This window comes from Tunturibacter gelidoferens (assembly GCF_040358255.1).
Taxonomy (GTDB): Bacteria; Acidobacteriota; Terriglobia; order Terriglobales; family Acidobacteriaceae; genus Edaphobacter; species Edaphobacter gelidiferens.
In genome coordinates, this window is sequence record NZ_CP132938.1 from 796582 (window position 1) to 821651 (window position 25070).

Consider the following 25070-nt stretch of genomic DNA (forward strand, 5'->3'; position numbering starts at 1 on the left):
ATGACTGTACCGGGCGAACCAGAGAAGTTGGGATTGATTGCGGGGAACGGGCGCTTTCCGTTTCTCCTGCTGGACGCTGCGCGTGCGCACGGCTTGCAGGTTGTGGTCGCGGCGATCAACGAAGAGACCGACACGGAGATGAATGAACGCGCGGCTGCCGATGCTGGGGTTCGCGTTCATTGGCTGTCGCTTGGCGAGCTGTCGCGGCTGATTGAGACGTTTCGTGCGGAGGGCGTAACGAGGGCCGTGATGGCTGGTCAGGTGAAGCACAAGCAGATCTTCTCCAGCATTCGGCCGGATTGGCGGCTGGCGAAGCTGCTGCTGAACCTTCGCACTCGTAATACCGATATGCTGCTTGGCGCGGTGGCGAAGGTGCTCGGCGATGAGGGGATCGAACTAATCTCCTCGACGCAGTATCTGGAGCCGCTGCTGGCGAAGACTGGTGTGCTCACGCGGCGGGCTCCTGATGAGGAAGAGGAGAAGGACATTGTTTACGGCAGGGCTGTTGGGCAGGCGATTGCCGGTTATGATCTGGGCCAGACCGTGGTGATTGCGGCGCAGGCCTGTGTTGCGGTGGAGGCGATGGAAGGAACGGACGCGACGATCGCGCGGGCCGGCGAGCTTTTTCGGACGCTTGAGGGGGGAGATGAGACTACGCTTCGTCGCGGTCTGACGGTGGTGAAGGTCGCGAAACCCAACCAGGATATGCGCTTTGACGTGCCAGTGATTGGCGTCGCAACGATCGAGGCCATGAAAGCTGCGGGTGCTACCTGCCTGGCGATTGAGGCGGAGAGGACACTGATGTTTGATCCTGCGGCGATTGTGAGGGCGGCGGACGATGGCGGGATTGCGATCGTCGGGAAGTAAAGATATTGTCATGGCTTTGTAAAGAGCCTGCGCTCGAAGGGTAAAATTGCGGTCAGGGCGTTCAGGCGGCGTCTAACGCGGCTGCCACTCGTCTACAGCTAAGAGAAGGACATAAGGGGAACCACCATGCGCAAAGCAGTTTGGATCGCAGCAATCATCGGCGTAGCAGCGGCGTGCGGCGTAGGTATCAGGGCGCATGCAGCGCCTGCCGCAGACACAATACAGGCTGGAGCCATGGCGCCCAACTTTACCCTGCCCTCGCAGGAGGACAAGCCGGTGAGCCTGACCGACTACAAAGGCAAGTGGGTCGTCCTCTACTTCTATCCCAAGGATCAGACTACCGGCTGCACGATTGAGGCGCATAACTTCCAGCGCGACCTTGCGAAGTACGATGCTCTGAACGCGGTCGTCCTTGGCGTGAGCCTGGATACGGTGGAGGGCCATAAGACCTGGTGCTCGAAGGATACGTTTGGCTTCAAGCTGCTCGCTGACCCGGACCACAAGGTCGTCGACATGTATGGCGTTCCGGTGAAGAACTACGGAGTGATGAAGTTTGCCAACCGCGAGACCTTTTTGATCTCGCCCGACGGCAAGGTTGTGAAGGTTTGGGAGAAGGTCGATCCGAACGTCCACAGCACGGAAGTTCTGGCTGAGATCACGGCTAACAAGAAGTAGGAACTTATCAGCAGACGCAAAAAGGCCCGGGCTCTCAATTGAGGAGTCCGGGCCTATTTGCTTGCCTTGGTGTTAGTTACTTCTTTTTTGGAGCAGCCTTCTTTACAGCCTTCTTTACGGCCTTCTTTGCAGGAGCCTTCTTGGCTGCCTTCTTAGCAGGAGCCTTCTTTGCTGCTGCCTTCTTCGCTGGAGCCTTCTTTGCTGCTTTCTTAGTTGCCAAGGTAGTACCTCTCTTCTTTGGTTTTTTACTGCTTGCAGTGCCCTTGTTGCCGATCGCCTTTTTAGGGGCGACCTTACCGCCGCGCAGAGCACTGACCTTCTTCGCGGCAGATTTCGATTTGGCGGAGGCCTTCTTTGGTGCGGCCTTCTTCGCCAGAACTTTTTTCACTGCGGCCTTCTTCGCCGCTACCTTCTTTGCAACGACCTTCTTGGCGGCCGGCTTTTTCGCGGCTGTTTTGCTGGCGGCGGGTTTGCTGACCTTCTTCGCCGCTGCCTTTACGGGAGTTGGCTTCTTTGCTGCTGCCTTCTTGGCGGGAGCAGCCTTCTTGGCTGGTGGTGCAGCGGCCTTCTTTGCCGCGGGCTTCGCCGGGCTTGCCGAGGACTCGCTCTTTACCGGCAACTCCGACTGTTTTGACGGCGGCTCGTAGCTGCGCACCGGCGAGGGGGGCAGCGCGAACAGCTTCGCATCTTCGGCGTGGGGGTCGTCGTCGGTATCTTCTTCGTCGAGCTGAGCTTCCTCATCGTCGTCATCCGAGGTCATCGTGACCTCTTCTTCTTCGTCGTCGTCATTGAAGCGGCCGTGGAGATCGTCCTGTTCGTCATCGGGTTCATCGCCGAAGTTATGGTTGTCATCGGCTGCAGTTGCGTGAAGCTTGATGGTGTCATCGAACATCATTGTTGTTGTCCCCTCACTGCTCTCTACTTCTATCGCTCTCTGCGTTGTCTTACCAGCTTCGATGCAGCAACAAACATCTTTACTTCCCGGCACGAGATTCTAGCAACAGGATGCATCCAAGCGCTACCGAAGGCAAGCAATCTTTTTCACGAGGAAGCTTATCGTGTAGCTTTCTTTTTCGTTTTGGTGCCTGAGCTCGGCTTCGCTGCATGTGAACTCTTCTTACCTGCGGGCTTACTAGTCGTTGACGATCCGCTTGCCTTCGAGCCTGCGCGCCCGCTGGAGGGATGCGCAGAACCCTGATGAACACTGGTTGAAACTGTACGCGAGCCACTCCTCTTTCGAGAACCTCTGCCGTGTACGTGGGTGCCGGGTGCGAGCTTAACCGGCTCCGCGACAGCGAGGGAGGCACCGGGCCGCACCGCGCTCGAGGAGAGATGGTTCCATCGCCGCAACTCTTCCACCGAGACGCCGAATCGATCGGAGACGGTGACCAGTGTGTCGCCGTGATGGACGGTGTATCGCTGCGGCCGCGTGCTTGCAGCGACGGTCACGGGGATAACAAGTTCGTCTCCTGTATCGACACCGTCGTTCGCAGACAGGCCGTTCGCGGCGACGACGTCGCTCAAATGGGCATGCAGAGAGGTCACGATGCCGTCGAGCGACTCACCGGAACGGACTACGTGAAAGCGCCAGGTGTTGCGTTTGTCCTGTGGAATCTCCTTGAGGCGCTCCGTGAAAACGTCATGGGTACCGATGGGTATGTGCAGATCGAACGGCATGTCGCCTGGTGTCGTCATGCGCAAGAGACTGGGATTGAGGGCCACGATCTCGGGCAGAGAGGAGTTGGTGATGTCGGCGACGAGACGCAGATCGATCGCATAGTCGACGGACACGGTGTCGGAGACGACAGGTTCGTCGGGCACCATCTTGTCGAGGCCGTACTTCTCGGGGTTTTTGGCCATGATGACGGCAGCGAGAATCTTCGGGACGTAGTCACGAGTCTCCTTTGGCAGCGCGTTGCGGCGGTAGAGCTCCCAGAAATCCGCGTAGCCGGTTCGCTGCACGGCGCGCTGCACGTTGCCCGGGCCCCAGTCGTAGGCGGCCATCGCGAGATACCAGTCACCGAACTGGTTGTAGAGGGTTTTCATGTACCTTGCGTAGGCGATCGAAGACTTTTCGGGATCGAAGCGCTCATCGAAGTAGCCGTTGCGTGCCAGGCCGTAGGCGCCGGTCGGCATGAACTGCCACATGCCGCCTGCGCCCGACTTCGCGTTGAGCACCTGAGGCTGAAAGCCCGACTCAGCCACGGCGAGATAGATGAGGTCCTGCGGGACGCCCTGCGCGGTCAGCGCGCTCTGAATCATAGTCTTGTATTTGCCGGCGCGCTCCATGCTGCGAAGCATATGGGCGTGGAAAGAGGGTGAGTTCGCAAAGTATCCGATGTAGCCGGCGACCTGGTCGTTAATGACGAGGGGCAGGTCGGAGGAGATCTGCAGTTCAGCCTTCAGCTTTGCAGTCAGCTCCGGGTTTGCGGGGAAGGTAAGATCTTCGGCTGTGTCGAGTGGAGCCTCCTCGATCTTTGGTGAGAATCCGTTGCCCTGCTTCAGGGCTGCCATCTCGAGCGAGTTGACCGCGTTCAAGAGATGATCGAATTCATCGGCTAGTTGCGGGTCGGTCTTCAGATCCATGCCGCTGGTGAGCATGAGGTCGACGGCAGAGTCGAAGTCCAGCCGCGCTGCGTCGAGACGGCCCGCGCGATAGTTGTCTACGCCGCTGCGATAGGCGGCCTCGGCAGAGTTGATCAGCTGCTGCACCTTGAAAGCCCGGGACGCGCTGTCGACAGACTGCTCTGTGGAGGGAGCTGCCTGCCCGGATTGAGATGCGGCCGCGCTTGAGGCTTGCGTTATCGCTGGAGCGGTTGTCTGAGCAGAGGTGTTGCCAGGCGAGGCGGACTGATCCTGAGGACAGCCCGTCAGCAGTACAAGCGGCACACACGCCACCACGAGTGCTACCGTTCGCACCGAATCGCTTAAAGTCATCCGCACCATCTTCGCTTTTCATTGTAAGGGGTGCAAGAAGCAAATTCGCCGGCGCTGATGGAATAGCATCTTGTGCGGATGAGAGGCGCGTTCCGAAAAGCAGCGTGAGACGACGTGCTGCCGACTTCAAATCGGCGTTTCATTCGGGTTATCGACTTCGAATCAGGACCGCGGTTGCGTCATCGATGTGGTTCGATCCATGGCTGAATCTGCTCACTTCTTCGATGAGTCCATCGACGCAGGCTAAGGGCCGCAGAAAGTGTTCGACAAGCCGTCCGGCCCCGAACTCTTCGTCGCTGCGGTTCATGGCCTCGGTGATTCCATCGGTGTAGAAGAGGAGCTGAGTGCCTGGCTTGAGGGTTACTTTGTATTCGGGATAGGTTGTCGCACCGAGTCCAAGCGGCATGCCGGTGTCGATGTCGAGGAAGGAGCACTGGCCGTTGATGAGGAGCGGACGCAGATGTCCGGCGCTGGCAATCGTGATCTCACGGGATCGCGCATCGAGCACACCGTAGATCATGGTGACAAATTTGCCCATCGGAAAGTCATCCATCAGGATTTGATTCAGCCGCATGAGCGTGCTTCCGGGCGAGGGGTCGAGCTTGACCAGCGTGCGCAGGATGGCGCGTGTTGCGGACATCAACAGGGCCGCAGGCATGCCCTTGCCGGAGACGTCGCCGAGTACGATTCCGCAGCGATCGTCGCCGAGGTCGATCAGGTCAAACCAATCGCCAGCGACGGCTCCGGCCGGATTCCACGCGGTTTCAAATGCAAAGCCACAGACCAGGGGGACAGCCTTGACGAAGAGCGATTGCTGGACGACGCGGGCGTCGTCTGCTTCGCGTTGCATGAGCTCGCGTTCGTGGCGCTCATTGCGGAACAGCCGGGCGTTTTCGATGGCCACCGCGATGTGCCCAGCCAACGCCTCCATCACGGAGATCTGGTCCTCAGAGAAGGCGTTGGTCTCCTTGTGATCCACGCACAGGACTCCAATGACCTTCCCGTCAAGCAGAAGCGGAACGGTAACCTCTGACCGGGTGTCCAACTCACACGCGATGTAGTAAGGATCGATCGTCACGTCGTGGGCGTAGCGCGTCACACCCGTTGCAGCGACGTGGCCGATCATGCCGCGGACGCCAATTTTCATGCGGTCGCCCTTCTTGTATGTGGGGCAACCTCGAACACCATGAAGCACCATCTCATCGGTGCCCGGGTCGCGCAGCCAGACGGAGACCTCTACGCAGCCGATCGCACCGGCGATATCGTTTACGACCCGATCGAACAACACATCCAGATCGAGGCTGGAGGTAATAAGTTGCGCGGCCCGCTGCAACTTCATCAAGGCCTGTACGAAATCACAGGATGAATGAATGCGCCTGGGAAGCGCTTCTAGTGCATCGATCGAAGGGAGTTGAGTCGCCATAGTGTCCTCCTTAGCAAGGACCGGACGTGAATCTATGCCCGTTTGATGTTGCGGCCAACGCCGCGATGCAAAGTTTGATCTTCTGAATTGGCCGATTTCAGAGTGCCGTCGAACTAGATTGCCCTGTGCTGCAAGTCGTTAGAGATCAACCCCGTCTGACCATTACCGTAAGTTGCCGGTCCCGCTCTTAGAAACGCATGGGTGTTAAGATGGATATTGAGGCTACCCAGCTACAAAATGGATCCAAGTCACATCCGCAACTTCGCGATCATCGCGCATATCGACCATGGCAAGTCCACCCTTTCCGACCGGCTTCTGGAGCTGACCGGCTCTGTGACCTCGCGCGAGATGCAGGCCCAGGTGCTGGACGCCATGGATCTGGAGCGCGAGCGCGGCATCACGATCAAAGCGCACACCGTCCGCATGATGTACAAGGCGCACGATGGTGATACGTATCAGCTGAACCTGATCGATACACCGGGACATGTCGATTTTTCTTATGAGGTGTCGCGCTCGCTGGCGTCGTGCGAAGGGGCGCTCCTGGTGGTCGACGCATCGCAGGGGGTCGAGGCGCAGACGCTGGCTAATGCCTATCTTGCGATCTCGAACGGGCTCGAGATTATTCCGATCATCAATAAGATCGATCTTCCAAGTGCTGATATTGAGCGCACGAAGGAGATGATTGAGAAGTCGGTTGGGCTGCCTGCGGACGATGCCATTGCCGTCAGCGCGAAGACGGGCCTGAATGTTGCAAGCATTCTTGAAGCTGTTGTCACGCTGTTGCCGCCGCCGCAAGGGGATCCGGAGGCGCCGCTGCAGGCGCTGATCTTCGATAGCTGGTTCGATCCGTACAGAGGCGTGATTGTTCTGGCGCGCATCATCAACGGCAGGCTGCGCAAGGGCATGAAGATTAAGGTGATGTCGAACGGAAAGATGTTCGATGTGGAGAGCATGGGCGTGATGACGCCGAAGCCCGTCGAGCTTGCGGAACTGAGTGCGGGCGAGGTCGGTTTCTTTGTCGCTACGATCAAGAATGTTGCGGATACCAAAGTCGGCGACACCATTACTTCGGTGGAAAATCCCTGCGCAGAAGCGCTCCCGGGCTTCGAAGACATCAAGAGCATGGTGTTCGCAGGGCTTTACACCGTTGATTCGCATGAGCATGCGATGCTACGCGACGCGCTCGAAAAGCTTCGGCTCAACGATGCTTCGTTTTCGTTTGAGCCTGAGTCTTCTGTCGCGCTTGGGTTTGGGTTTCGCTGCGGATTTCTTGGGCTGCTGCACCTAGAGATCATTCAAGAGCGTCTGGAGCGCGAGTACGATCTCGACCTGATTACTACTGCACCGGGCGTGCGCTACAGGATCACGATGACCGACGGGAGCGTGCGCGAGGTGGATAACCCCTCGCGTTGGCCGGAGACCACCGAGATCGAACAGATCGAAGAGCCTGTGATCGTTGCGAAGATTCTGACGAACGAAGAGTACGTTGGCGGCATTCTGAAGCTCGTCGAGGAGAAGCGCGGACGGCAGCAGAACATGGAGTACGTCTCGGACACGCGGGTTCTGATTACGTATGAGCTTCCGTTGAATGAGATCGTGCTGGATTTTTACGATCGTCTGAAGACCGTCTCGCGTGGGTACGCCTCGCTTGACTACCAGCTTGCCGGGATGTGGGTTTCGCCGATGGTGAAGATGGATATTCTTATTGGCGGCGATCCCGTGGATGCGCTGTCGATCATCATCCACAAAGACTTTGCGCAGCAGCGAGGCCGGGCGCTCGTATCGAAGATGCGCGAACTGATTCCGAGACAGATGTTCGAGGTCGCCATTCAGGCCGCGATCGGTTCGAAAGTCATCGCTCGTGAGACCGTCACGGCAATCCGGAAAAACGTTATTGCCAAATGTTACGGTGGGGACATCAGCCGGAAACGTAAACTTCTCGAGAAGCAAAAAGAAGGAAAGAAGCGAATGAAACGGATTGGCAAGGTCGACATTCCGCAGGAGGCTTTCCTTGCTGTCCTCAAGGTTGGCGAGGAGTAACCTGACCTGCTACAGGTTTCAGACGGCTTCGATTTTCGACGCAACTTCTTGTCTAAATACGATTAATCGCTGAACTTTGCAGGGAGATTCCGGCACCCAGCAGCATTAGATGCGGGAATTTGTAACCTGGTCGTAACGTCGATCTGTGGAAACCCTTGAAACAGCGTTAGTTGCCGAGAGTTACCCATCTTTGGGTCTCGTAACTCTGGCGGAGGCCTCTCAATATGCTGATTTCTATGCACTTAGCGAGGAACTGTGGAAGTAGCCAGGTTGGTAGAAGCTGAGATTCGCCAATCTTCCCCTATACTTTGGTTTCCGCAATCCACAGGTTTTTCCACAGGAGTCCTGTGCTTAGTCCTGAAAACAAGCACGATGCAGCGAGGAGAGAATGTCTATTAAATCTCTCCTCGCTGCTTCATACCGTTGATTTTCGAACTATTGCTTCGGTGCAGCAGGCTTCGGCGTAGTTGTTGGACGCGGGCGAGCTGTCGTGGCGGCCGGGGAAGACGGTCCAGCTGGGGGTGGCGCCGCGACACCGGACGAGGTGTTGTACGCGGTCACAATGGCCTGTGTCACATCCGTGCTCTGGTTGGCCCACATCACGTTGCTCTGCTGTCCGCTGACATCGAGCAGCAGGGTGTAGCCATTCTTGCTCACGTAGTCCTTCAGGGTGACCGAGACCTTCGCAGCAACCTTGCCGTAGGCTTCCTGCAGATCCGCGTTGTAGGCGGTCTGGGCATCTTCGGCGTTGCGGTTCAGCTCCTTCTCTTTGGTGTCGATGTTGCGCAGGCGTGTAGCGCGCTCTTCATCGGAGAGAGTTGCGGGAGCACTCTGCAGCTGGGCCTTGAGCGAATCGACCTCCTTCGAGAGGGTGTCGATCTGATCCTTCTTTGGCTTGTACTTGTCCTGAATCTGCTGGACGGCACGTTGGCCTTCGTTAGTAGCAAAGACCGCCTGTTCAAAGGCAACGAGCGCGATCTTTGCGGGAATGGCCTGAGGCTCGACGGCAGCAGGTGCAGCGATAGCAGGAGCTGGAGCTGCAGCGGTCTGAGAGACTCCGGCTGTGGTCATCAATCCGGCGCCAAGCGCGGAGATAAGAACAAGGGTGCGATTCATGCGGTCTGTGGTACTCCTTCAAAATTTCGATCTGTTCGATCGTCGATAGCTTGTTACAAAATATCTGAACTGATTCGGATCACCAGGCGGCATCGTTTTTTTTCGAAGTCTACGGAGGTTAGCTTGCGACCAGCCAACTCTCCGTAGCCGAGTTTGTCACGTTCGCGTTACTGCTTCGGCAGCGCAGGCTTCGGAGTCGCGGAGGCGTGCGGATGAGCCGTTGGGGAAGGTGCGGAGGGCACTGGAGGTGCGACTCCCGAAGACGCGTTGTACGCATCGAGAACTGCGCGCGAGATATCTGTACCTTCGCTGGTCCAGAGCACGCTCATCGAACCGCCCTGTTGGCCGGTGATATCGAGGAGCATGGTGTAGCCGTTGTCCTCCACGTATTTCTTGACGACTGGCGCGAGTTTTTTCGCAACCACAGCGATAGCCTGCTGCTGCTCACCGGTGACGGCCTGCTGTGCATCTTCGCCATCGCGCTGGAGCTGCTTTTCTTTGGTGTCGATGGCACGCAGCTTCGCGGCGCGTTCGGACTCGGTCATCGTCGCCGGAGCGCTCTGCAGCTGCTTCTTGAGGGTGTCGATCTCCTGCGCTTTGGCCTGCAGCTCAGTACCCTTGGGTTCGTACTTCTTCTGCAAGGTCTGAAGCGCGCGTTGTCCTTCGTTGGTTGCAGCGGCGACCTGCTCGAACTCGATGGTTGCAATCTTCGCGGGGACCGCGTGTGGCGCTACTGGAGCGGGGGCTGCCTGGGTGGGAGCTGCTGAGGGGGTGGCCGGCGTGCCAGCGGTCTGGGCCACTCCGGCAGCGGATAGCATTCCCGCAGCGAGAGCGGTAGCAAAAGCAAAGGTACGATTCATGCGGTGTGTGGTACTCCTTCAGGGATTGATCAAACCTTGTACGGCTTCGGGCTCACGGTCGCGTGCCGTCTGGGCCGTTCCCTCCATCCACTCGATCAACGCACCCTTGAGACAGAGCACGCCCATCTTTTGCCTCGATTGAACCGACTTCCGTGAGGGCAAATCGGCAGCAAAACGAGAGGGCTGCCGGAACACATAGATTATAGGGTCCAGCCTGAGCAGGGTCAATCGAGGTGATTCGAGGGCACTCTACAGAAAGTTGGAACATGCTTGAGGCGATATACTGTTTTTCAAATCTTCCGAATAAGGCTTGGCAGCTTCTCGTCGAGATTGCCAGTGAATGGCTGACTCCCCTTTTGGCGAGCGAATTGCTTCTTCGTGGAAGGCAACACGTTGGCTCGATCCGACGTGTGCCAGATACTTGCCCCCAGCTCGCAGAATCTACACCCAACGGATGGTGTAGGCCGTAAGCCCGGAGGTCTGCTTCCTTCATCGGAAGATTTCAGGAGGCCAGTGACTGGCCATTGAGATGGAAGGGCCGCTTCCGCGAAGCGGTCCTTCTGGTTTCAAAACAGGGATCGTCCCCAGAAAGTCGTAGAAGAGAGCTCTTGCCAAGTGGCTTCTTTGGGCGTACCCTAGGAGTTGCCTTGTGAACCGGCTGTGGGTGCCGATCGCTGTGTGGCCACCAGAAAACTACCAATTGCGTAGGTTTGGCGGCCAAAGACACAGGATTACAGTAGACCGGATTTGTCGGACTCTGTCGCAAACAGGTAGAGGGTGAAAATCAGGTTCGCCGTTGTCTGGCGCTCCAGGCTGTGCGTAACCGGCGGATTGGCCGGTGTGATTGCAGCCAAATACCAATAGAAGACGTCCGTTCGAGTAAAACTTGAGACCGTTTCATCCGACGCTGCAAAACCGGTTTGGTTCCTCCTCCGTGAGTCTCACGGGGAAGGAGAGGCCGTTTGCGTGGGAAAGAACGCTAATTGCGATCTAAAGCAATAGGAAGTGGAAGCATGACTTCAGAGCAGAATGTACCCGAGGTAGATTCTCACCAGGGTTCGACAATGTCACCCGTCCAACAGGATGGGGAGGCACAATTTGCGGGGCAGAACGTCCCGCACGGCATGGGTCAGTCCAAAAGCAGCCGCCGTCGCCGCCGCAAGCGGAAGAGTAAAGGGTCAGACGGTGCGCAGGGCACGCAGTCCGGCGAGCAGAGCGCGGGTCAACCCGTCGGCTCCATTCAGGGCTCGGCGGCTCCTCAGACCTTTCAACCGCAGGGCGGCCAAGGGTTTCAAGCAAACGCCGGCCAGCAGCAGAGCGGCTCCTCCAGCGGCAAGCGCTGGAAGAAGAAGTTCCGCGATCGTGACCGTCAACGCTCCCCGGAGAATCCGGGCAACGTCGCCAGCGGCAGCAACGGCGGCGGGTTCAGCAGCAATGGCGGCGGCTATCGCGATCGCGATACGCATCAGCCCGGCAACAACAGCGGCGGATTCAAACGCAAAGGCGGCGGCGGCAAGCAACAGCAGCGCGGTCCCCGCAGCTTTGTGGGCCCCATGGACCATAGCTATCGCGCCGTGAACGGCAACTTCGCCGACACTCCGCCCTCCACGATGGATTCGCACAACGGCAACTACCAGGGTCGCAGCAACGGCCATGGCGGCGGACGCAGTTACCAGAGCGACTCTCAACCAATCGATTACTCGCAGGGCCGCGCCATTCCGATCGCGGAAGACGCGCCGACAAAGATCTTCTTCTTCATTGAAGATCTGTTCTTTATCGCCAAGATCTCTGAGACGGCGCGTAAGCTTGGGGTCAAGGTCGCCTTCGTCAAGAACGACAAAGAGGCGATTGCCTCGCTGGTCGGCGGCGAAGAGGAAGACCGGCCTGGGCTGATCGTCTTCGACCTCAACAATGCAAACGCCAAGCCTCTGACGCTGATTCCCAAGCTGAAGACCAAGCTGAAGCGCAGCACCTCCATCATCGGCTTCCTGTCGCATCTACAGGGAGATCTGAAGGCGAAGGCTGTTGAAGCGGGTTGCGATACCGTAATGCCGCGTGCGGCGTTCTCACAGAATCTGCCCAACTTGCTGCGACGCTATGGCATGGAAGAGGAAGAAGAGCCGAACTTCAACCAGTAAGATCCATGCGTCCTGCCGGACGGGCCTCCTACGCGGAGGGCGGTCACTTCGTGACTTGTATACCGGTCGGGGTTGGGGGAGGGTGCGGTCCTCCCGTTGGTCGGAGGAGAGTGTTCAAGGCCACCCGGCTAGCCCGGTGGCCAGTTCATGTGTCTGCCGCCCAGCAGATGAAGATGCAGGTGGTTCACGGTTTGGCCGCCATCATCGCCGGTGTTGACGACGATTCGGTAGCCTTTGCTCAACTTCTCTCGGCGCGCAATCTCGACCGCTGCAGACATCAAGGAACCTAACAGCGCGGCGTGTTCTGCCTCTGCTTTCGCGATGGAACCGATGTGTTGCTTCGGGATGATCAACAGATGCGTTGGGGCCTGCGGATTGATGTCGGGGAAACCGATGCAGAACTCGTCCTCGTAGACGCGGTTCGCCGGAATGTCTCCGGCGACGATCTTGCAGAACAGGCACTCGGAAGATGCGAGATTACTCGGCGGTATCTTCATTATGGTTGAAAGTACTTTGGATGCTGCCCTGCTGTCCAGGGGTTATAGGCTAGTGCGAAAGCCGCACGGCTCGCGGTTGATGGGTGGCCATCAGACCAAAAATCGACAAGGGGATGCGGCGTGGGGTCGTCGAGCGAGTTCTCGCCAAGTTTCTGGAACCCTTGCTGTGTGGTGGTTTGCGGGTCGGCGACGATGCCATGGATTGCCTCCTGACCATATACATCGGCAGCATGTTCGATCGAGCGGCTGAAGCTGTTTTCGATCGGCTCCGCGAAGAAGTTCAGCACATTCAGCACGAGCACCAGTACGGCCAGACAAGCCCAGTCGTTCTGCGAACGGATTTGCCAGCGTGCCCCGTACCTTGCGAGCAGCCACCACGTCATTCGCTGTCCCACGAAAAACCCGACCAGCAGGAACACCGCGCTGAACAGCAGTCCCTGCACGATGTGATGCAGCGCATAGTGGCCTAGCTCGTGGCCAAAGACGCCGGCGAGCTCATCGGGAGTCGCTGCCGCGATCGTCGTGTCCCAGAGCACCAGACGCTTCGAGGGTCCGAAGCCGGTAACGTAGGCATTCATGCTTGTCACCTTGCTGCTCGCACGCATGTAAAACATTCTGTCGGGCGGTAGAGTTACGCCACTGCGGGCCACCACCTTTTCCAATTGCGTTACCAACGCTGGATCGTGTTGTTGTAATGGCTCGAATTTATTGAAAAGCGGGTCAACGAGAATCGGTGAGAGAAAGACGCCGAACAACACTGCGGCCATGGTCGGGATCCAGAACCAGAACCACCAGTGCTTCGGCGACTTCCGGATGACCCAGAAAAGCACCATCACCAACAGGCCGGCGACGAGCCATTCGAGCAGGAAGCTTTTACCGAGATCCGCGAACCAGCTCCCCCAACGCTGCACTGAGAGTCCGTACTCGAGCGAGACATGGTGTCCATAGAGCCGCAGAGGCACGTTCAACAGCGCAGTCAGAAGCAGGAAGAGAAAGACGAACACGAAGCATTGTCCCCATCGGCTCTCCGTCAATCTCTCGGCGAGGTCACGCAAGCGCGCCGGCACACCCATCGCCAACAGTAGAACGAGTTGTAGGATTCCCCACGCCTCGCCCACGAAATGGAGCGCAGTGCGACTGCGGAACAATGCCTTCGCCAACTTGAGCTTCTCCGGAGGCAGCGTATAAGCCGTTTGATTCTGCTCAGCCGCTCTCAGAGCTTGTGCCTCTGTGGGAGTCGTTTCCAGGGCTTTCGCGGAAGGGATCGCGACTGCAAAAAAACTGGTCAACAGAAGCAACGCTACACGTACATTCATCAATCATTGACTCCTGTCCTGATGAAGTCAGTGTGCATGAATCGCCTACGCAGCGCAAAGAGGAACGACAGGCTCGAAACCTACCGATCGGATCCAATTCCCGGTGAGTCGGCACCGATCTCCAACCCGAAGCGCGATAGCTCGCGCTTCTGCAGGTTGTAGTCGATGAAAAAACCTATGCCGATAGCCAACGGAATGATGCCGACGGCGGCTCCGGTCAAGACATCACGCTCGCGGAGAATAACGCTAAGGGTGAGGAAGAAGAGCATAAGTCCTAGTCCCACCGAGACCAGAACGATTCCTGTACGGCGTGCGTTGCCGAGACTGCGCAGCGGGTCTCTAACGCGTTTCTCCTCGTCGCCACTACCTAACAGCTTCTCGATCTCGGCGATGGGAATGCCACGCGCAATCATGGCCATGCGTTGTTCTGCTTTGTTTCGGCGCTGCTGAGCCTCAAACCAGATGCCTGAGACGATGGCGATGGCACCAACGGCGCAACCTGCCACGGGCACAATAAACGGACTCATCATAAAATCCATACGCTACCTCCTCTTTCTGCCCGCGTTAGACCGGCATGCATCTGCAAAGTTTCACTCGCCTGAATGAAACTTTCGGAGCAGTCTATTGTCTAACCTCGCTTGGACATCGATCTCACCTTCGAGCAGTTGGTACGTGACCATCAGGCGATGGTCTTCCGCACCCTGCTGCGCCTTACAGGTAGCCGTGAGCACCTCGACGATCTGGCCCAGGATGTCTTTCTACGCCTTTACCGCGCGCTGCCCAACTTTCGCGGAGAGGCCCTGATCACCACCTATCTTTACCGGATCGCCGTCAATGTCGCGCAAGATGAGTGGAAGCGGCGCCGTCGCAACGACCGTTCCCACGTCTCTCTCTCGGACGAAAGCTCGGCGTGGGAGGAGCGGCTCCCTCATCTGGACCGGAACGCTGAACAGCAGATGGAGGAACGCGAGTTCCACCAAGCTGTCGAAGAACAGCTCCAGCTTCTCAGCCATATTGAGCGAACAATTCTGATCCTCTATCATCAGGAAGAACGCAGCTACGAGCAGATCTCCTACGCGTTGGGGATGCCGATCGGCACGGTACGGACCCACCTTCACCGTGGACGCAAAAAGTTACGCGAAGCCATGCAGCAACGTCAAACGAAGGAAAGGAGAACGGCGTGTCAGACGAATCGATGAACCTCCAGGCCGCAAACAGAAACGCAGACGATGAGATGGACCGGCGCGTTCTCCATGCTCTCGAAACCGCTCCCAGGATCGACGTCCCTGCCGACTTTGCTGAGTGCGTTGCTCGACAACTCCCGGCTCGTCGCCCAACATCGCTTACTGCTACTCACTACGGCCAGAGTGCGGTGTTCCTTGGCATGATCCTCACTCTGGTAATGCTGATCGCTCTCACGCTTCACAATGGCAGGCACGCTACCTTCGGACTGGCAGAGTCTCTCCTGCTTACCCAGTTCTTAGCGTTGACTGTGTGGCTGAGCGTCCGGTACCACGGCGTTCGGTAGGCGGCCTGTCGACGAAAATCACGCTGCTTCGTCCAACCCTCAGTCGTCTGCGGGAAAACTGCCAATGTTGTGCGATCTGCAAGGGATTACGCGCTGCAGCGGCACTTCCGATACACTCGGCAACAGGCGTATTTTGCAGGCGAAACGAGTCCCCTTTTCCATGAAGAGACAAAGAATGGCAGTGGCCGGCGTTGGTTTTGCCGGTCTGGCAGTTGTGGCAATATCCTCTGTTGGTTACAGCGCTGCAGCGGAGAACAGAAATCCCGAACCTGCGCCGGCGTTGGTGCTGATCGACACCATGGAGGCAGAGTTGCATCGCGCGATGAGCTCGCTGGGCAACAATGCGACGGACGCGACTCAGCAGCCGAAGCCGTATTTCCTCAGCTACGCAGTCTCCGACAGTGACAGCATGAGCCTCTCCGCGCAGTTTGGCGCCATCACCGGCTCTCACGAAAACCGCCGCCGCGTAGCCGACGTACAGGTTCGCCTTGGGACCGCCGCTGAAGACAATACACACGGCGACCACCGGAATAGCGCACTTACAACCATCCCCTTGCCGCTCGCGAACGACAGCGACGCGATCGCGCGCACGCTCTGGTTCGCAACCAATCGTGGCTACGGAAAGGCGCTCGACGGCTACCTGAAGGTGAAGACGGAGCAGCAGGTCCGCGCAAAAGAAGAGGACGGCTCCGCCGATTTTTCGAGCGAGAAGCCAGCTTCGGCGATTCTTCCACCTTCGCCAGCGCTGGTCGTCGACGCTGCAGCATGGCAGATCCGTCTGCGTGAACTCTCCGGACTCTTCCGACAGTACCCCAACGTCTTCTATAACAACGTTGCGCTTGAGGCATCTACCGAGACGGACTACTTCGTCTCCTCGGAAGGCGCTAAGGTCGCTACACCAAACCAGGTGGCGCGCCTGGTCATCGTCGCGCGGACACGCGCCGCCGACGGTATGGATCTCTTCCGTGCCGAGACTTTCGAAGCCGACGAAGTTGCGCATCTGCCCGATCAGAAGACGCTGATCGACAAGACCGTCGCCATGGCCAAAAATCTCGAAGCCTTGCGCGAGGCGCCCGTTACCGAACCGTTCAACGGTCCTGCAATCCTGAGCGGCCGCGCATCTGCCGTCTTCTTTCACGAGGTCCTTGGACACCGGCTCGAAGGACAGCGCCAACGTGGGGACGACGAAGGACAGACCTTCACCAAGCTGCTTGGCAAACAGATTCTTCCGCCGTTTCTTAGCGTGTCCGACGATCCGACGCTTGCCGACTTTCACGGCATGTCGCTCAGCGGCCACTATAGCTACGACGACGAAGGTCAGCAGGCGCGTCGTGTGGACCTCATCAAAGATGGCGTTCTCGACACCTTTCTGATGTCGCGCCTTCCTATCGCCAGCTTCTCCACCTCGAACGGACACGGTCGCGCTGAGGCAGGCCACATGCCTACCGGCCGTCAGGGAAACCTCATCGTCACGTCCTCGAAGACTGTTAGCGATGCCGAACTGCGCGAGATGTTGAGGGCTGAAGCGAAGAAGCAAGGTAAAGCGTACGGGCTTTACTTTGAAGATATCTCTTCGGGCTTTGCTGTTACGACGCGGCGGTCGCCACAGGCTTTTCAGGTGATTCCACTGGTTGTCTATCGCGTCTACGTCGATGGGCGCCCCGATGAGCTCGTCCGCGGAGTCAGCATTGTGGGCACACCTCAGGCCGCACTGAACCGCATCCTCGCCACCAATGACAAGCAGGACATCTTTAACGGCATTTGCGGAGCGGAGTCAGGGAGCATTCCCGTCAGCGCCGTTGCCCCGGCCATGCTGGTCAGCGAGATTGAAACCCAGCGTCAGGCTCAGGGTACGGCGCGGCCACCGATTCTCCCACCGCCTGGAACAGATTCCACTTCGGCTAGCGGGAAGGGTGGCCAGCAATGAATTTAGGTCATAATAGGTTACAAATTAGCAGATTTTGGCCAGCGGCTATTTGGTTTATATCTTTATCCGCCACAACTGCAGTTACAAATAACGTTTTTGCGCAAACGCCTTCCACAGGGAACGATCCCTTGCTCCGCGCGATGCAGGAAGAACTCGACCGCGAGAAGGCGCTGCTGCTTCCAAATATGCAACGCCCCTACTTTGTGGAGTACCGGCTGGACGACATGGCCTCCTACGAGGCCGTGGCCAACTATGGCGCGTTGACCCGCGAAGAAGAGAATCGCCAACGCATCGTCCGCGTTACCGTTCGCATTGGAGACTATGCGGTGGACAGCAGCACCAGCCGCGGCGACGGCACCCTGGAGCTTGCGCCCACCGACGATAACCCCGAAGCGCTACGGTACGCGCTTTGGACAGCAACCGACACCGCTTATAAGAACGCGCTGCGAGCTTACTCTGCCAAGCAGGCCGCGTTGAAGCAGTTTCAATCCATGCAGGCCCAACCCGACTTTGCGCAGGCCAAGGCGGTCGTCCAGATCTCACCCCTAGTCGCTCTCGACCTTGATCGCGCCGAGTGGAAGCGCCGCATCGTCGAAGCCAGTGGCCTCTTCGTTTCGGACCCCCAGGTTCGTTCCTTCGCTGAGCACGTCCAGTATTCCACTGCGAACATCCGCGGCATTGCACTCAACCGCTACCTGGTCAACACCGAAGGAACCGTGTTGCGCCAGGGCTATACAGGCTATGACGGAGCCATCAGTGTTGGTGGCCAAGCGGCGGATGGCATGCGCCTGAGTCGCGACAACGGTACCGTCGCCGCTAACGCCAAAGAACTCGAGAGCGCCGGAGCTTTTCGAAAGCGTGCGATTGAAGATCTTAAGAGCTTTGAAGAGCTTCGCAATGCTCCGGTAGTTTCAGCCGACGACTATCATGGGCCTGTGCTCTTCAGCGGTGACGCTGCGGCAGACGTCATCGATCGCCTGCTCGTGCCCAACGTCGAAGCCGATCGACCCGAGATGGGCACAACTGCACGCACCACCGGCGCATATTCCTCGAGCTTCAAGGCCCGTGTCCTTCCCGAGATGCTCAGCGTCGCCGACGATCCTCTGCAGGCGAAGTTCGACGGTAAAGCTCTTCTTGGGGCCTACACAATCGACGACGAGGGTGTTCCCGCGCAGTCGGTTGATATCATCGTCAACGGCAAGCTCGAAAATTTTCTCATCGGCCGCGAGCCCGTTAAAGACTTTGACATCTCGAATGGGCATGGTCGCGCCGCTCCTGCGCAGGCCGCCCATTCGCGCGCCGGTGTTATTTTGGTCAAATCCAGCCAGCCTTTGTCGCGAGGCGAGCTCAACAAGCGCCTCCTTACTATGGCGAAGGAGCAGGGCCGCGACGTCTACTCTGTCGAAACCCTCGGCGGCGAACTTCTACCGCGCCTGCTTTACCTGGTACATCCTGATGGAACACGCAAACTTGTGCGCGGCGCGATCTTCGACGAACTCGATAACCGTAGTCTTCGCTCCGATATCGTCGCTGTCGGCAATGACCCCTATGTTTCGAACTCGCTTGGTACCGTTCCCCAGACCACCATCGCACCAAGCATGCTCTTTGACGACATCGGCGTGAAGCGTGCGACGCTGGAGCAACAGAAGCTTCCCTACTACGCGCCGCCTACGCTCCCGGGCAAGTAGGGTTCGCATCCACTCGAAATGATTCAGGAAGACTTGATGCATCTTGATACCCACATACTTCGTGCCGTTGCGGTCGGCCTCGCCATCGTGCTGCTCTACGGCAGCCGTCTGACCAAGGGCTCGGTCAGCCAGGCTCCGGATGGTATCGTCTTCCGTATCAAGCCGCTCTTCGCCTGGTCGCGCGCCATCGCTCTGCCGGCCTATATTCTCTTTTTTCTCTATATGGCTGCGACGCAAAAACAGCAGGTGCCGTGGTGGATGGCTCTGCTCCTTCTTGCGGCAATCGCGCTCGGCGTGATGCAGATGCCCGGAACCATCACGCTGACCCCCACCGCGATCAAGCAACGATTCTGGTTTCAGCCTTCGAAGACGATTCAATATGGCGAGGTGATGGCGATTCAGGCGATGCAGGGAGGCCGCATGACGCGCGTTGCCGGCGACAACCGCGTCACGATCACACACACTTCGAACCATTGTGCCGCGATGGAGTTTCAACAGGAGATCGAGCGGCGCACCGGAAAACGCATCATCCTCTAGGCGTCTAATCGGTTCGAATCAGATAGGGTGCAGCAGCAGTATCCTTGGGGTGAATGCTGTCGGCTACCTCGCTGGCGTTGCTCTTGTTCGGCAGCTTCGGACTGATCCTGACCCAGTGCCCTGTTGGTCCGGGGAACTCAATGACCTTGGCAGTGGCATAGCGCCGAATCATCTCTTCTTTCAGCTTCAGCGCGTCCGACTCTCGCGCGAAGGCTCCGACTTGCACGCACCAATGGCCGCCCGGGTCAGCATTAGCACGAAGCGGCGCGGCGAATGCCTCTACCTTCACTTTGGCGACTCCGGCGCGATATACCCCTGTCGCCTTGGCGGCGGCCAGCGAGAGATCGATGATGCGGCCATGCACAAAGGGCCCGCGATCCGTGATCTTCACCACTACCGACTCGTTGTTGGTCAGATTCGTCACACGCACCATGGTCCCCATTGGCAGAGTGAGGTGCGCGGCGGTCATCGCGTTCTGGTCATACACCGTGCCGTCAGCGCCTTTTCGACCGGCGTAGGGAGGTCCGTACCAACTGGCCATTCCGACCTCGCTTGAGATGGGTTTCCCTAGATTGCCCGGTGGCTGCGCAGGAGCGGGTGGGGATGAACCTTGGGCAGTAGCGACATCTGCGGTTGGGTTGGGCCGCGCGGAGCGAGAGTTTTTGCCGTGACTTGAAGCAGTCGTTGTCGCCGGTGGAGGCGGTGGCCGGTATGCTCGTGTTGTCTCTTTATGACAGCCGCTCGCCATCAGCGCGAACGCAGACAGCACTGTGACACTGCCAAGCCGGCCCCTCATCACGGCTTCGAGGTATCTTTCGGTGGCGGCGGGGGAGGAGCAGACGATCTTCGCGCATGATCATCCATTCGCGAGGCGAGCTTGTGCAACTCTGCCGCAGCGGTTCGCAGCGCCTCCGAACTATTGCGACGAACGCCCGGCACCACCTCGTCGTTGATGTACTTCACGACGTTCTTCAGGTCTGTCTCCAGATGTGTCGCCGCATCCCGCAACTGCTGCTCCCACGGTCGCTTCGGCTCTTCGGTTGACATACGGGCACCTCTTCCTCTTGATTAGATGACGCAGAAAACGCGAGGTCAACGCCCATCGCGTTCACGTGCCGGGATGGTAACGACGGTCCGACTCTACCTGCCCGGCAAATGCAACTTGCCGCAACGTTCCTGCGTCCGTTATACATAGGCAAACGCTCACATCATGTCGTTCACGCCATGGACCAGCCGCTGCTCTTTAGTCAGGCGCGGTACCAGAAGTCTACAAGGGAGTTCTTTTGACGATCGCAAAGGTACGTTTGATTTCGAGAACATCGTCCAAACTGATCCTATTTCTGGCTGTCCCGGCGTGCCTGGCATTTGCTGCGACCTTTGTCATGGCACAAACTGACCCGCTTCAGGCACCTGATGCAGAAGCGAAGCTTTCATGGCCAGACGCTCCTGCATTGCCGGAGAGTCCTGCTGCTTCAACCAGCGGCGCGCCCGTTGGCGAATCCAGTTTGGCCGGAGAGCCAACAGGGAGCGCAGGTAATTTTATTCCGGATCCAGAAGAACATCTGAGTCTGCCAACTCGTCGTGACATGACGATTCTTCCAGCGGAGACAGCTCACCCCCTTACTTCTCATGAGAAGGTGCTTCTTGGCCTCAAAGAGTCCGTGTCGCTGTTTTCTATCGTCGGATGGTCTGCATCGGCTGGATACAGCCACCTCATTAACAGTAGCCCCAACTATGGCACCGACAAGGCGGCTTTCGGCGAACGGCTAGGTGCGGCTGCTCTACGCAGCGTAACTGACAATCTTTTCAGCGTTGCCCTGTTTGCTCCGCTGCTCCACGAAGATCCACGCTACTACGAGCTCGGCGCCGGCCATCGCTTCTTCAAGCGTTTTCTGCACGGAGTAGAAAGGCCTCTCATTACAAAGTCTGACGATGGACGCTCGACAGCCAACTTCTCGCTTATTGCCGGTAATCTCGTGGGATCGGCTCTGACAAACGCCTACTATCCTGAACGCAACCGGAGCGCGGGCCAGACCATAGAGACCTTCGGTGCCTCAATGGGTGGATCTGCCCTGGGTTACGTCCTCAACGAGTTTCTTAACGACGCACTTGCGGCCGCTCACCTTCGAAAGGCTGACTGATCTTACTTGCATGGGATGGTCGGATGAAGACACTGATTGGGATCGCGTAAGCATGCGTTGGTTGCTGACCATGACGTTGCTGCTGTTTGCGGCGATCGCCCACCCGCAAGCACCGTCCCCGATTGACCCGAAGGCACTCGCCACCTTCTCTGAATCCACCTCAACCGATCTTCCCGATGCACCAAGCGCAGTCGATACACCTCAGAGCAATGTCGTCGCCGTAGCCCAGGCCTCCTTCCAACAGACCGGCGACGGGGTCAAGCCCTGCAACGCCTTTCGCGCCATGAAGGTCATCTACTACAACCCCAATCGTCTCGAGGAGATCCCCAAACCCTGCAGCAACCTCATCTATCCATATCAGAAGTTTCTCGGCACGAACATCATCATCCCCATGACTTGGCAGGAGAAGGGCTATCTCGCCCTACACGAGCTTGCCGACCCCGCTAACTTTGGCACCATCGTTGGCATCTCCGCTATCTCGGTCGCGGCCGACTCTCATTCTGCCTACGGCCCCGGGCTGAAAGGGTTCGGCAAATCAGTCAGCGTCAGCTATCTACAGGACGTCACCGGCCAGTTCTTTGGAGCCTTCACCTTCCCAGTCCTCTTCCATCAGGATCCACGCTACTTCCGCATGCCACACGCTCCATTGACCAAGCGCATCCTCTACTCGGTCTCCCGTACGGTGATATCGCGCCACGACGACGGCAGTTCCATGCCGAACTACTCTGTCCTCCTCAACTACCCCGTCGGCGCGATTCTCTCCAATCAGTACGTGCCTGGGATCCACAGCGATGCCTCCTCTACCGTGATTCGCATCGTCACCGGATACGCTCTCGACCCCGCAAACAATCTGCTCAACGAGTTCCTCCCCGACGTGGCCAGCCACGTCCACGTCCGCATCATCTTCGTGCAGCGAATCCTGAACAACGTCGCCAATGGAACCAACGGCGTTAGCCTGCAGTGATTTATTTATCGCTCAAACCAGTCCCGTCCACCGCGTTACGTCGCCATTCAATGCAGATTATCGCCATTCGATACCACATGCTTCGGTATGGCCCTTTGGGTGGGTACTGTTAAGGGGTGAGTCGAACGGGATTGCCGCTGCATCTGACAGGAAAAGCAACAGATAGCTCGAATCAAGATGCATACCTCTCGAGGCGCAAAGCATCAGATCAACAGCTAAAAACTCGGCCCTAGTAGATAAGATCAGATAACAATCCAGAAGATCTCAAGACATCAGACGGACACTCAGGAGACAAAGTAAATGCCGAAGGCCAAAATTGCTGAAAAAGCTCTCACCTATGGAGCCAAAGCAGGTTGGGCAGTATTCAATAAGCTGAACTCATTCAGCCCCAACGCCAGCTTCACCCCTAAGTGGAGCGACAAGCCGCTTCTGAAGAGCTATCAGAAAGAGAAGCCGCCTCTCGGTTGGCCCCGCACCACTGACTCTCTCTGCCCGAAGTGTATTCCGGAGATCCGTCAGCAGATCGTGGACGGTAAACTGCCTCACGAGATTCTGCTCAATGAGAAGGTTGGCGAGATCAAGGCCCAGATCATCGAGCGCAACGGCGAGATCCTGATGGTTAAGGACTGCCCGATCCACGGTCACTTCGAAGACCTGATGTCCATCGACACCGCCTTCTTCAAGCACCTCGAAGAGGTCTTCCCCGGCCGCGACATCCGCGCCCACAACGATGAGAAGCTGCACAACCACGGCACGTCCACCGTCACCCACGGCCGTGGTTCGGTTCTCACCATCGACCTTACCAACCGCTGCAACATGATGTGCGACCCCTGCTTCATGGACGCCAATCAGGTCGGCTTCGTCCACGAACTTACCTGGGACGAGATCAAGACCATGCTCGACAACGCGGTCACCATCAAGCCCAAGCGTCAGATGTCGGTTCAGTTCTCCGGCGGCGAGCCCACGCTCTCCCCTTACTTCCTCGACGCCGTCTCTTATGCCCGCAAGGTCGGTTACACCTCCGTTCAAGCCGCGACTAACGGCATCGAGTTCGCCAAGTCGAAGGAGTTCGCCAAGGCTGCTGCTGAAGCCGGTTTGCGCTACGCCTACCTGCAGTTCGACGGTATCGGCAACGCTGCCAACTCGCACCGCAAGGTCGGCAACGCGTTCGACGTAAAGCTCCAGGCCATTCACAATCTGCACGAAGCTGGCGTCGATATCGTTCCCGTCACCACCATCGTCAACGGCATCAACAACGAGCAGGTTGGCCGCATCATCGAGTTCGCGCTCGACAACCCGAAGAAGATCAACTTCCTCTCCTTCCAGCCCGTCAGCTTCACCGGTCGCGACGAAGACATCTCGGACGAGCGCCGTCAGGCACAGCGCTACACCCTGTCACACCTCGCGCACGATGTGAAGAATCAGACCGGCCTCGGCGAGCCGACCCGCGACTGGTTCCCAATCTCCTTCATGTCCACCTTCTCGGACTGGGCCGACCTCGTTCACGGGCCGGACCGCGACTGGGGCCAGCTCTCTTGCGGCTGCCACCCGAACTGCGGTATCTCGATGGCCCTGATGATCGACAAAGAGACCAAGGAAGCGGTTCCCGTCACCGCGTTCATCAATGCAGACCGCCTCGCCAAGGACGTCGCACGCATCAACGACGCAGCCCGCGGCAAGTGGCTCTCCATCATCGGCGTCACGCTCGCGCTGCTCCGCAACTACAAGCCTGAGGCTGCACCGACCCACTTCAAGATCAAGGACCTGCTGCAGAAGTTCGATAAGAGCTTCGGCGCAACGGGCCGCAGCTACGGTAAAGTCACCGCAGACCGCACCATGGCCGACATTGAGAAGCGCCGCGGCGATCGTTGGAACTTCCTCTTCATCGCCGGCATGTGGTTCCAGGATCTCTTCAACTACGACTTCCGCCGCACCGAGCAGTGCATCATCCCCTACGCCACACAAGAGGGTGAGATCAGCTTCTGCGCGTACAACACTGGCGTAGGCTGGCGCAACATTATCGAGAAGATGCACATGACCTCCACCCTCACCAAGTGGTACGAGGAGCATGGCCGTCACGAGATCTTCGCCGGCGGTAAGAAGGTTGGTCTCGAAGCTGAGATGAAGTACGACCTGGTCCTCAACGACGAGCATGTCAACGCCGCCGCCAACGACACCTTCGACAAGTCCGGCATCGCGAAGAACTCTCGCGAAGAAAAGATCCGCGCACGCGATGCAAAGATCAAGCAGGACGCCGAAAATGCTCGCATGGCCAAGCTCTACCGCAAAGAGATCCTGCAGGAGCCCGATGCTCCCGCTGGCTTCATCTCTCTCGGCGAGATCAAAGCCGCACCAGCGCCCAAGGTCGAAGAGACCGTCTCCGGCGACTAATTCCAGAATCACACCAACAGAAAAG

Annotated in this window: 22 protein-coding genes; 12 read left to right on the plus strand and 10 right to left on the minus strand. The window is 58.0% G+C overall.

Features of this window, described 5'->3' with window-relative positions; all coding sequences use genetic code 11:
• Together RBB81_RS03780 and RBB81_RS03785 are read left to right on the plus strand one after the other, a co-directional pair.
• The gene (locus tag RBB81_RS03780; protein WP_353072765.1) at positions 1–867 is read left to right on the plus strand and encodes an LpxI family protein; all 867 of its coding nucleotides are present in this window, start codon (positions 1–3) and stop codon (positions 865–867) included.
• Positions 868–993: 126 nt separating this feature from the next.
• Complete coding sequence (locus RBB81_RS03785; RefSeq protein WP_183790990.1) at positions 994–1542, plus strand: peroxiredoxin; 549 nt, start codon at positions 994–996, stop codon at positions 1540–1542.
• A gap of 76 nt (positions 1543–1618) precedes the next feature.
• On the opposite strand, the gene RBB81_RS03790 is transcribed toward RBB81_RS03785, so the two are convergent.
• From RBB81_RS03790 to RBB81_RS03800, 3 genes are all read right to left on the minus strand, one after another.
• The gene (locus tag RBB81_RS03790; RefSeq protein ID WP_353072766.1) at positions 1619–2437 is read right to left on the minus strand and encodes a hypothetical protein; all 819 of its coding nucleotides are present in this window, start codon (positions 2435–2437) and stop codon (positions 1619–1621) included.
• Positions 2438–2595: 158 nt separating this feature from the next.
• Positions 2596–4479, minus strand: coding sequence for a lytic transglycosylase domain-containing protein (locus tag RBB81_RS03795; protein ID WP_353072767.1), 1884 nt, complete (start codon positions 4477–4479; stop codon positions 2596–2598).
• Between the two features lie 148 nt (positions 4480–4627).
• Positions 4628–5902, minus strand: coding sequence for a PP2C family protein-serine/threonine phosphatase (locus RBB81_RS03800; protein ID WP_179580357.1), 1275 nt, complete (start codon positions 5900–5902; stop codon positions 4628–4630).
• Between the two features lie 237 nt (positions 5903–6139).
• Between RBB81_RS03800 and lepA the strand changes: the two genes are divergently transcribed.
• Positions 6140–7942, plus strand: coding sequence for a translation elongation factor 4 (lepA, locus tag RBB81_RS03805; protein ID WP_353072768.1), 1803 nt, complete (start codon positions 6140–6142; stop codon positions 7940–7942).
• A gap of 435 nt (positions 7943–8377) precedes the next feature.
• On the opposite strand, the gene RBB81_RS03810 is transcribed toward lepA, so the two are convergent.
• Positions 8378–9058, minus strand: coding sequence for an OmpH family outer membrane protein (locus RBB81_RS03810; protein WP_353072769.1), 681 nt, complete (start codon positions 9056–9058; stop codon positions 8378–8380).
• 167 nt (positions 9059–9225) lie between these two features.
• Positions 9226–9918: an OmpH family outer membrane protein gene (locus RBB81_RS03815; RefSeq protein WP_353072770.1), complete on the minus strand. Its 693-nt coding sequence runs from the start codon at positions 9916–9918 to the stop codon at positions 9226–9228.
• A gap of 1013 nt (positions 9919–10931) precedes the next feature.
• On the opposite strand from RBB81_RS03815, the gene RBB81_RS03820 reads away from it, so the two are divergent.
• Positions 10932–12056, plus strand: coding sequence for a response regulator (locus tag RBB81_RS03820; RefSeq protein ID WP_179580365.1), 1125 nt, complete (start codon positions 10932–10934; stop codon positions 12054–12056).
• A gap of 128 nt (positions 12057–12184) precedes the next feature.
• Here the strand turns inward: RBB81_RS03820 and RBB81_RS03825 are convergent, their stop codons facing one another.
• The 3 genes from RBB81_RS03825 to RBB81_RS03835 all read right to left on the minus strand — a co-directional run bounded on the left by RBB81_RS03825 (position 12185) and on the right by RBB81_RS03835 (position 14408).
• Positions 12185–12553 carry a histidine triad nucleotide-binding protein gene (locus RBB81_RS03825; protein WP_183790984.1) on the minus strand — a complete coding sequence of 123 codons (369 nt, stop codon included), beginning with the start codon at positions 12551–12553 and terminating at the stop codon, positions 12185–12187.
• Positions 12553–13713: a M48 family metallopeptidase gene (locus tag RBB81_RS03830; protein WP_246373736.1), complete on the minus strand. Its 1161-nt coding sequence runs from the start codon at positions 13711–13713 to the stop codon at positions 12553–12555. The genes RBB81_RS03825 and RBB81_RS03830 overlap by 1 nt, the downstream gene beginning before the upstream one ends.
• A gap of 236 nt (positions 13714–13949) precedes the next feature.
• The gene (locus RBB81_RS03835) at positions 13950–14408 is read right to left on the minus strand and encodes a DUF6249 domain-containing protein (protein ID WP_179580371.1); all 459 of its coding nucleotides are present in this window, start codon (positions 14406–14408) and stop codon (positions 13950–13952) included.
• Between the two features lie 99 nt (positions 14409–14507).
• Between RBB81_RS03835 and RBB81_RS03840 the strand changes: the two genes are divergently transcribed.
• The 5 genes from RBB81_RS03840 (at position 14508) to RBB81_RS03860 (ending at position 19549) form a co-directional block, all read left to right on the plus strand.
• A complete protein-coding gene (locus tag RBB81_RS03840; protein ID WP_353072771.1) occupies positions 14508–15068 on the plus strand; it encodes an RNA polymerase sigma factor in 561 nt (186 codons plus the stop codon).
• On the plus strand, positions 15050–15397 hold the full coding sequence (locus RBB81_RS03845; RefSeq protein WP_183790981.1) for a hypothetical protein: 348 nt from the start codon (positions 15050–15052) through the stop codon (positions 15395–15397). The genes RBB81_RS03840 and RBB81_RS03845 overlap by 19 nt, the downstream gene beginning before the upstream one ends.
• Before the next feature lie 175 nt (positions 15398–15572).
• Positions 15573–17324 carry a metallopeptidase TldD-related protein gene (locus RBB81_RS03850; RefSeq protein WP_353072772.1) on the plus strand — a complete coding sequence of 584 codons (1752 nt, stop codon included), beginning with the start codon at positions 15573–15575 and terminating at the stop codon, positions 17322–17324.
• Positions 17325–17452: 128 nt separating this feature from the next.
• On the plus strand, positions 17453–19012 hold the full coding sequence (locus RBB81_RS03855; protein WP_353072773.1) for a metallopeptidase TldD-related protein: 1560 nt from the start codon (positions 17453–17455) through the stop codon (positions 19010–19012).
• A gap of 36 nt (positions 19013–19048) precedes the next feature.
• Positions 19049–19549, plus strand: coding sequence for a hypothetical protein (locus RBB81_RS03860; protein WP_353072774.1), 501 nt, complete (start codon positions 19049–19051; stop codon positions 19547–19549).
• Between the two features lie 4 nt (positions 19550–19553).
• On the opposite strand, the gene RBB81_RS03865 is transcribed toward RBB81_RS03860, so the two are convergent.
• Together RBB81_RS03865 and RBB81_RS03870 are read right to left on the minus strand one after the other, a co-directional pair.
• Positions 19554–20090 (minus strand): septal ring lytic transglycosylase RlpA family protein, encoded by a 537-nt coding sequence (locus RBB81_RS03865; protein ID WP_353072775.1) that lies wholly within the window; start codon positions 20088–20090, stop codon positions 19554–19556.
• Between the two features lie 254 nt (positions 20091–20344).
• On the minus strand, positions 20345–20596 hold the full coding sequence (locus RBB81_RS03870) for a hypothetical protein (RefSeq protein WP_179580387.1): 252 nt from the start codon (positions 20594–20596) through the stop codon (positions 20345–20347).
• A gap of 539 nt (positions 20597–21135) precedes the next feature.
• Here RBB81_RS03870 and RBB81_RS03875 point away from each other — a divergent pair.
• The 3 genes from RBB81_RS03875 to RBB81_RS03885 all read left to right on the plus strand — a co-directional run bounded on the left by RBB81_RS03875 (position 21136) and on the right by RBB81_RS03885 (position 25045).
• Positions 21136–21690 (plus strand): hypothetical protein, encoded by a 555-nt coding sequence (locus tag RBB81_RS03875; protein WP_353072776.1) that lies wholly within the window; start codon positions 21136–21138, stop codon positions 21688–21690.
• 52 nt (positions 21691–21742) lie between these two features.
• On the plus strand, positions 21743–22654 hold the full coding sequence (locus tag RBB81_RS03880; protein WP_353072777.1) for a hypothetical protein: 912 nt from the start codon (positions 21743–21745) through the stop codon (positions 22652–22654).
• 300 nt (positions 22655–22954) lie between these two features.
• The gene (locus RBB81_RS03885) at positions 22955–25045 is read left to right on the plus strand and encodes a radical SAM protein (protein ID WP_353072778.1); all 2091 of its coding nucleotides are present in this window, start codon (positions 22955–22957) and stop codon (positions 25043–25045) included.
• The last annotated feature ends 25 nt before the right edge of the window (positions 25046–25070 follow it).

Coding starts and splice junctions, on each gene's coding strand:
- RBB81_RS03780 (WP_353072765.1), top strand. CDS start 1: ATGACTGTACCGGGCGAACCAGAGAAGTTGGGATTGATTGCGGGGAAC.
- RBB81_RS03785 (WP_183790990.1), top strand. CDS start 994: ATGCGCAAAGCAGTTTGGATCGCAGCAATCATCGGCGTAGCAGCGGCG.
- RBB81_RS03790 (WP_353072766.1), bottom strand. CDS start 2,437: ATGATGTTCGATGACACCATCAAGCTTCACGCAACTGCAGCCGATGAC.
- RBB81_RS03795 (WP_353072767.1), bottom strand. CDS start 4,479: ATGACTTTAAGCGATTCGGTGCGAACGGTAGCACTCGTGGTGGCGTGT.
- RBB81_RS03800 (WP_179580357.1), bottom strand. CDS start 5,902: ATGGCGACTCAACTCCCTTCGATCGATGCACTAGAAGCGCTTCCCAGG.
- lepA (WP_353072768.1), top strand. CDS start 6,140: ATGGATCCAAGTCACATCCGCAACTTCGCGATCATCGCGCATATCGAC.
- RBB81_RS03810 (WP_353072769.1), bottom strand. CDS start 9,058: ATGAATCGCACCCTTGTTCTTATCTCCGCGCTTGGCGCCGGATTGATG.
- RBB81_RS03815 (WP_353072770.1), bottom strand. CDS start 9,918: ATGAATCGTACCTTTGCTTTTGCTACCGCTCTCGCTGCGGGAATGCTA.
- RBB81_RS03820 (WP_179580365.1), top strand. CDS start 10,932: ATGACTTCAGAGCAGAATGTACCCGAGGTAGATTCTCACCAGGGTTCG.
- RBB81_RS03825 (WP_183790984.1), bottom strand. CDS start 12,553: ATGAAGATACCGCCGAGTAATCTCGCATCTTCCGAGTGCCTGTTCTGC.
- RBB81_RS03835 (WP_179580371.1), bottom strand. CDS start 14,408: ATGGATTTTATGATGAGTCCGTTTATTGTGCCCGTGGCAGGTTGCGCC.
- RBB81_RS03850 (WP_353072772.1), top strand. CDS start 15,573: ATGGCAGTGGCCGGCGTTGGTTTTGCCGGTCTGGCAGTTGTGGCAATA.
- RBB81_RS03860 (WP_353072774.1), top strand. CDS start 19,049: ATGCATCTTGATACCCACATACTTCGTGCCGTTGCGGTCGGCCTCGCC.
- RBB81_RS03865 (WP_353072775.1), bottom strand. CDS start 20,090: ATGGCCAGTTGGTACGGACCTCCCTACGCCGGTCGAAAAGGCGCTGAC.
- RBB81_RS03870 (WP_179580387.1), bottom strand. CDS start 20,596: ATGTCAACCGAAGAGCCGAAGCGACCGTGGGAGCAGCAGTTGCGGGAT.
- RBB81_RS03875 (WP_353072776.1), top strand. CDS start 21,136: ATGACGATTCTTCCAGCGGAGACAGCTCACCCCCTTACTTCTCATGAG.
- RBB81_RS03880 (WP_353072777.1), top strand. CDS start 21,743: ATGCGTTGGTTGCTGACCATGACGTTGCTGCTGTTTGCGGCGATCGCC.
- RBB81_RS03885 (WP_353072778.1), top strand. CDS start 22,955: ATGCCGAAGGCCAAAATTGCTGAAAAAGCTCTCACCTATGGAGCCAAA.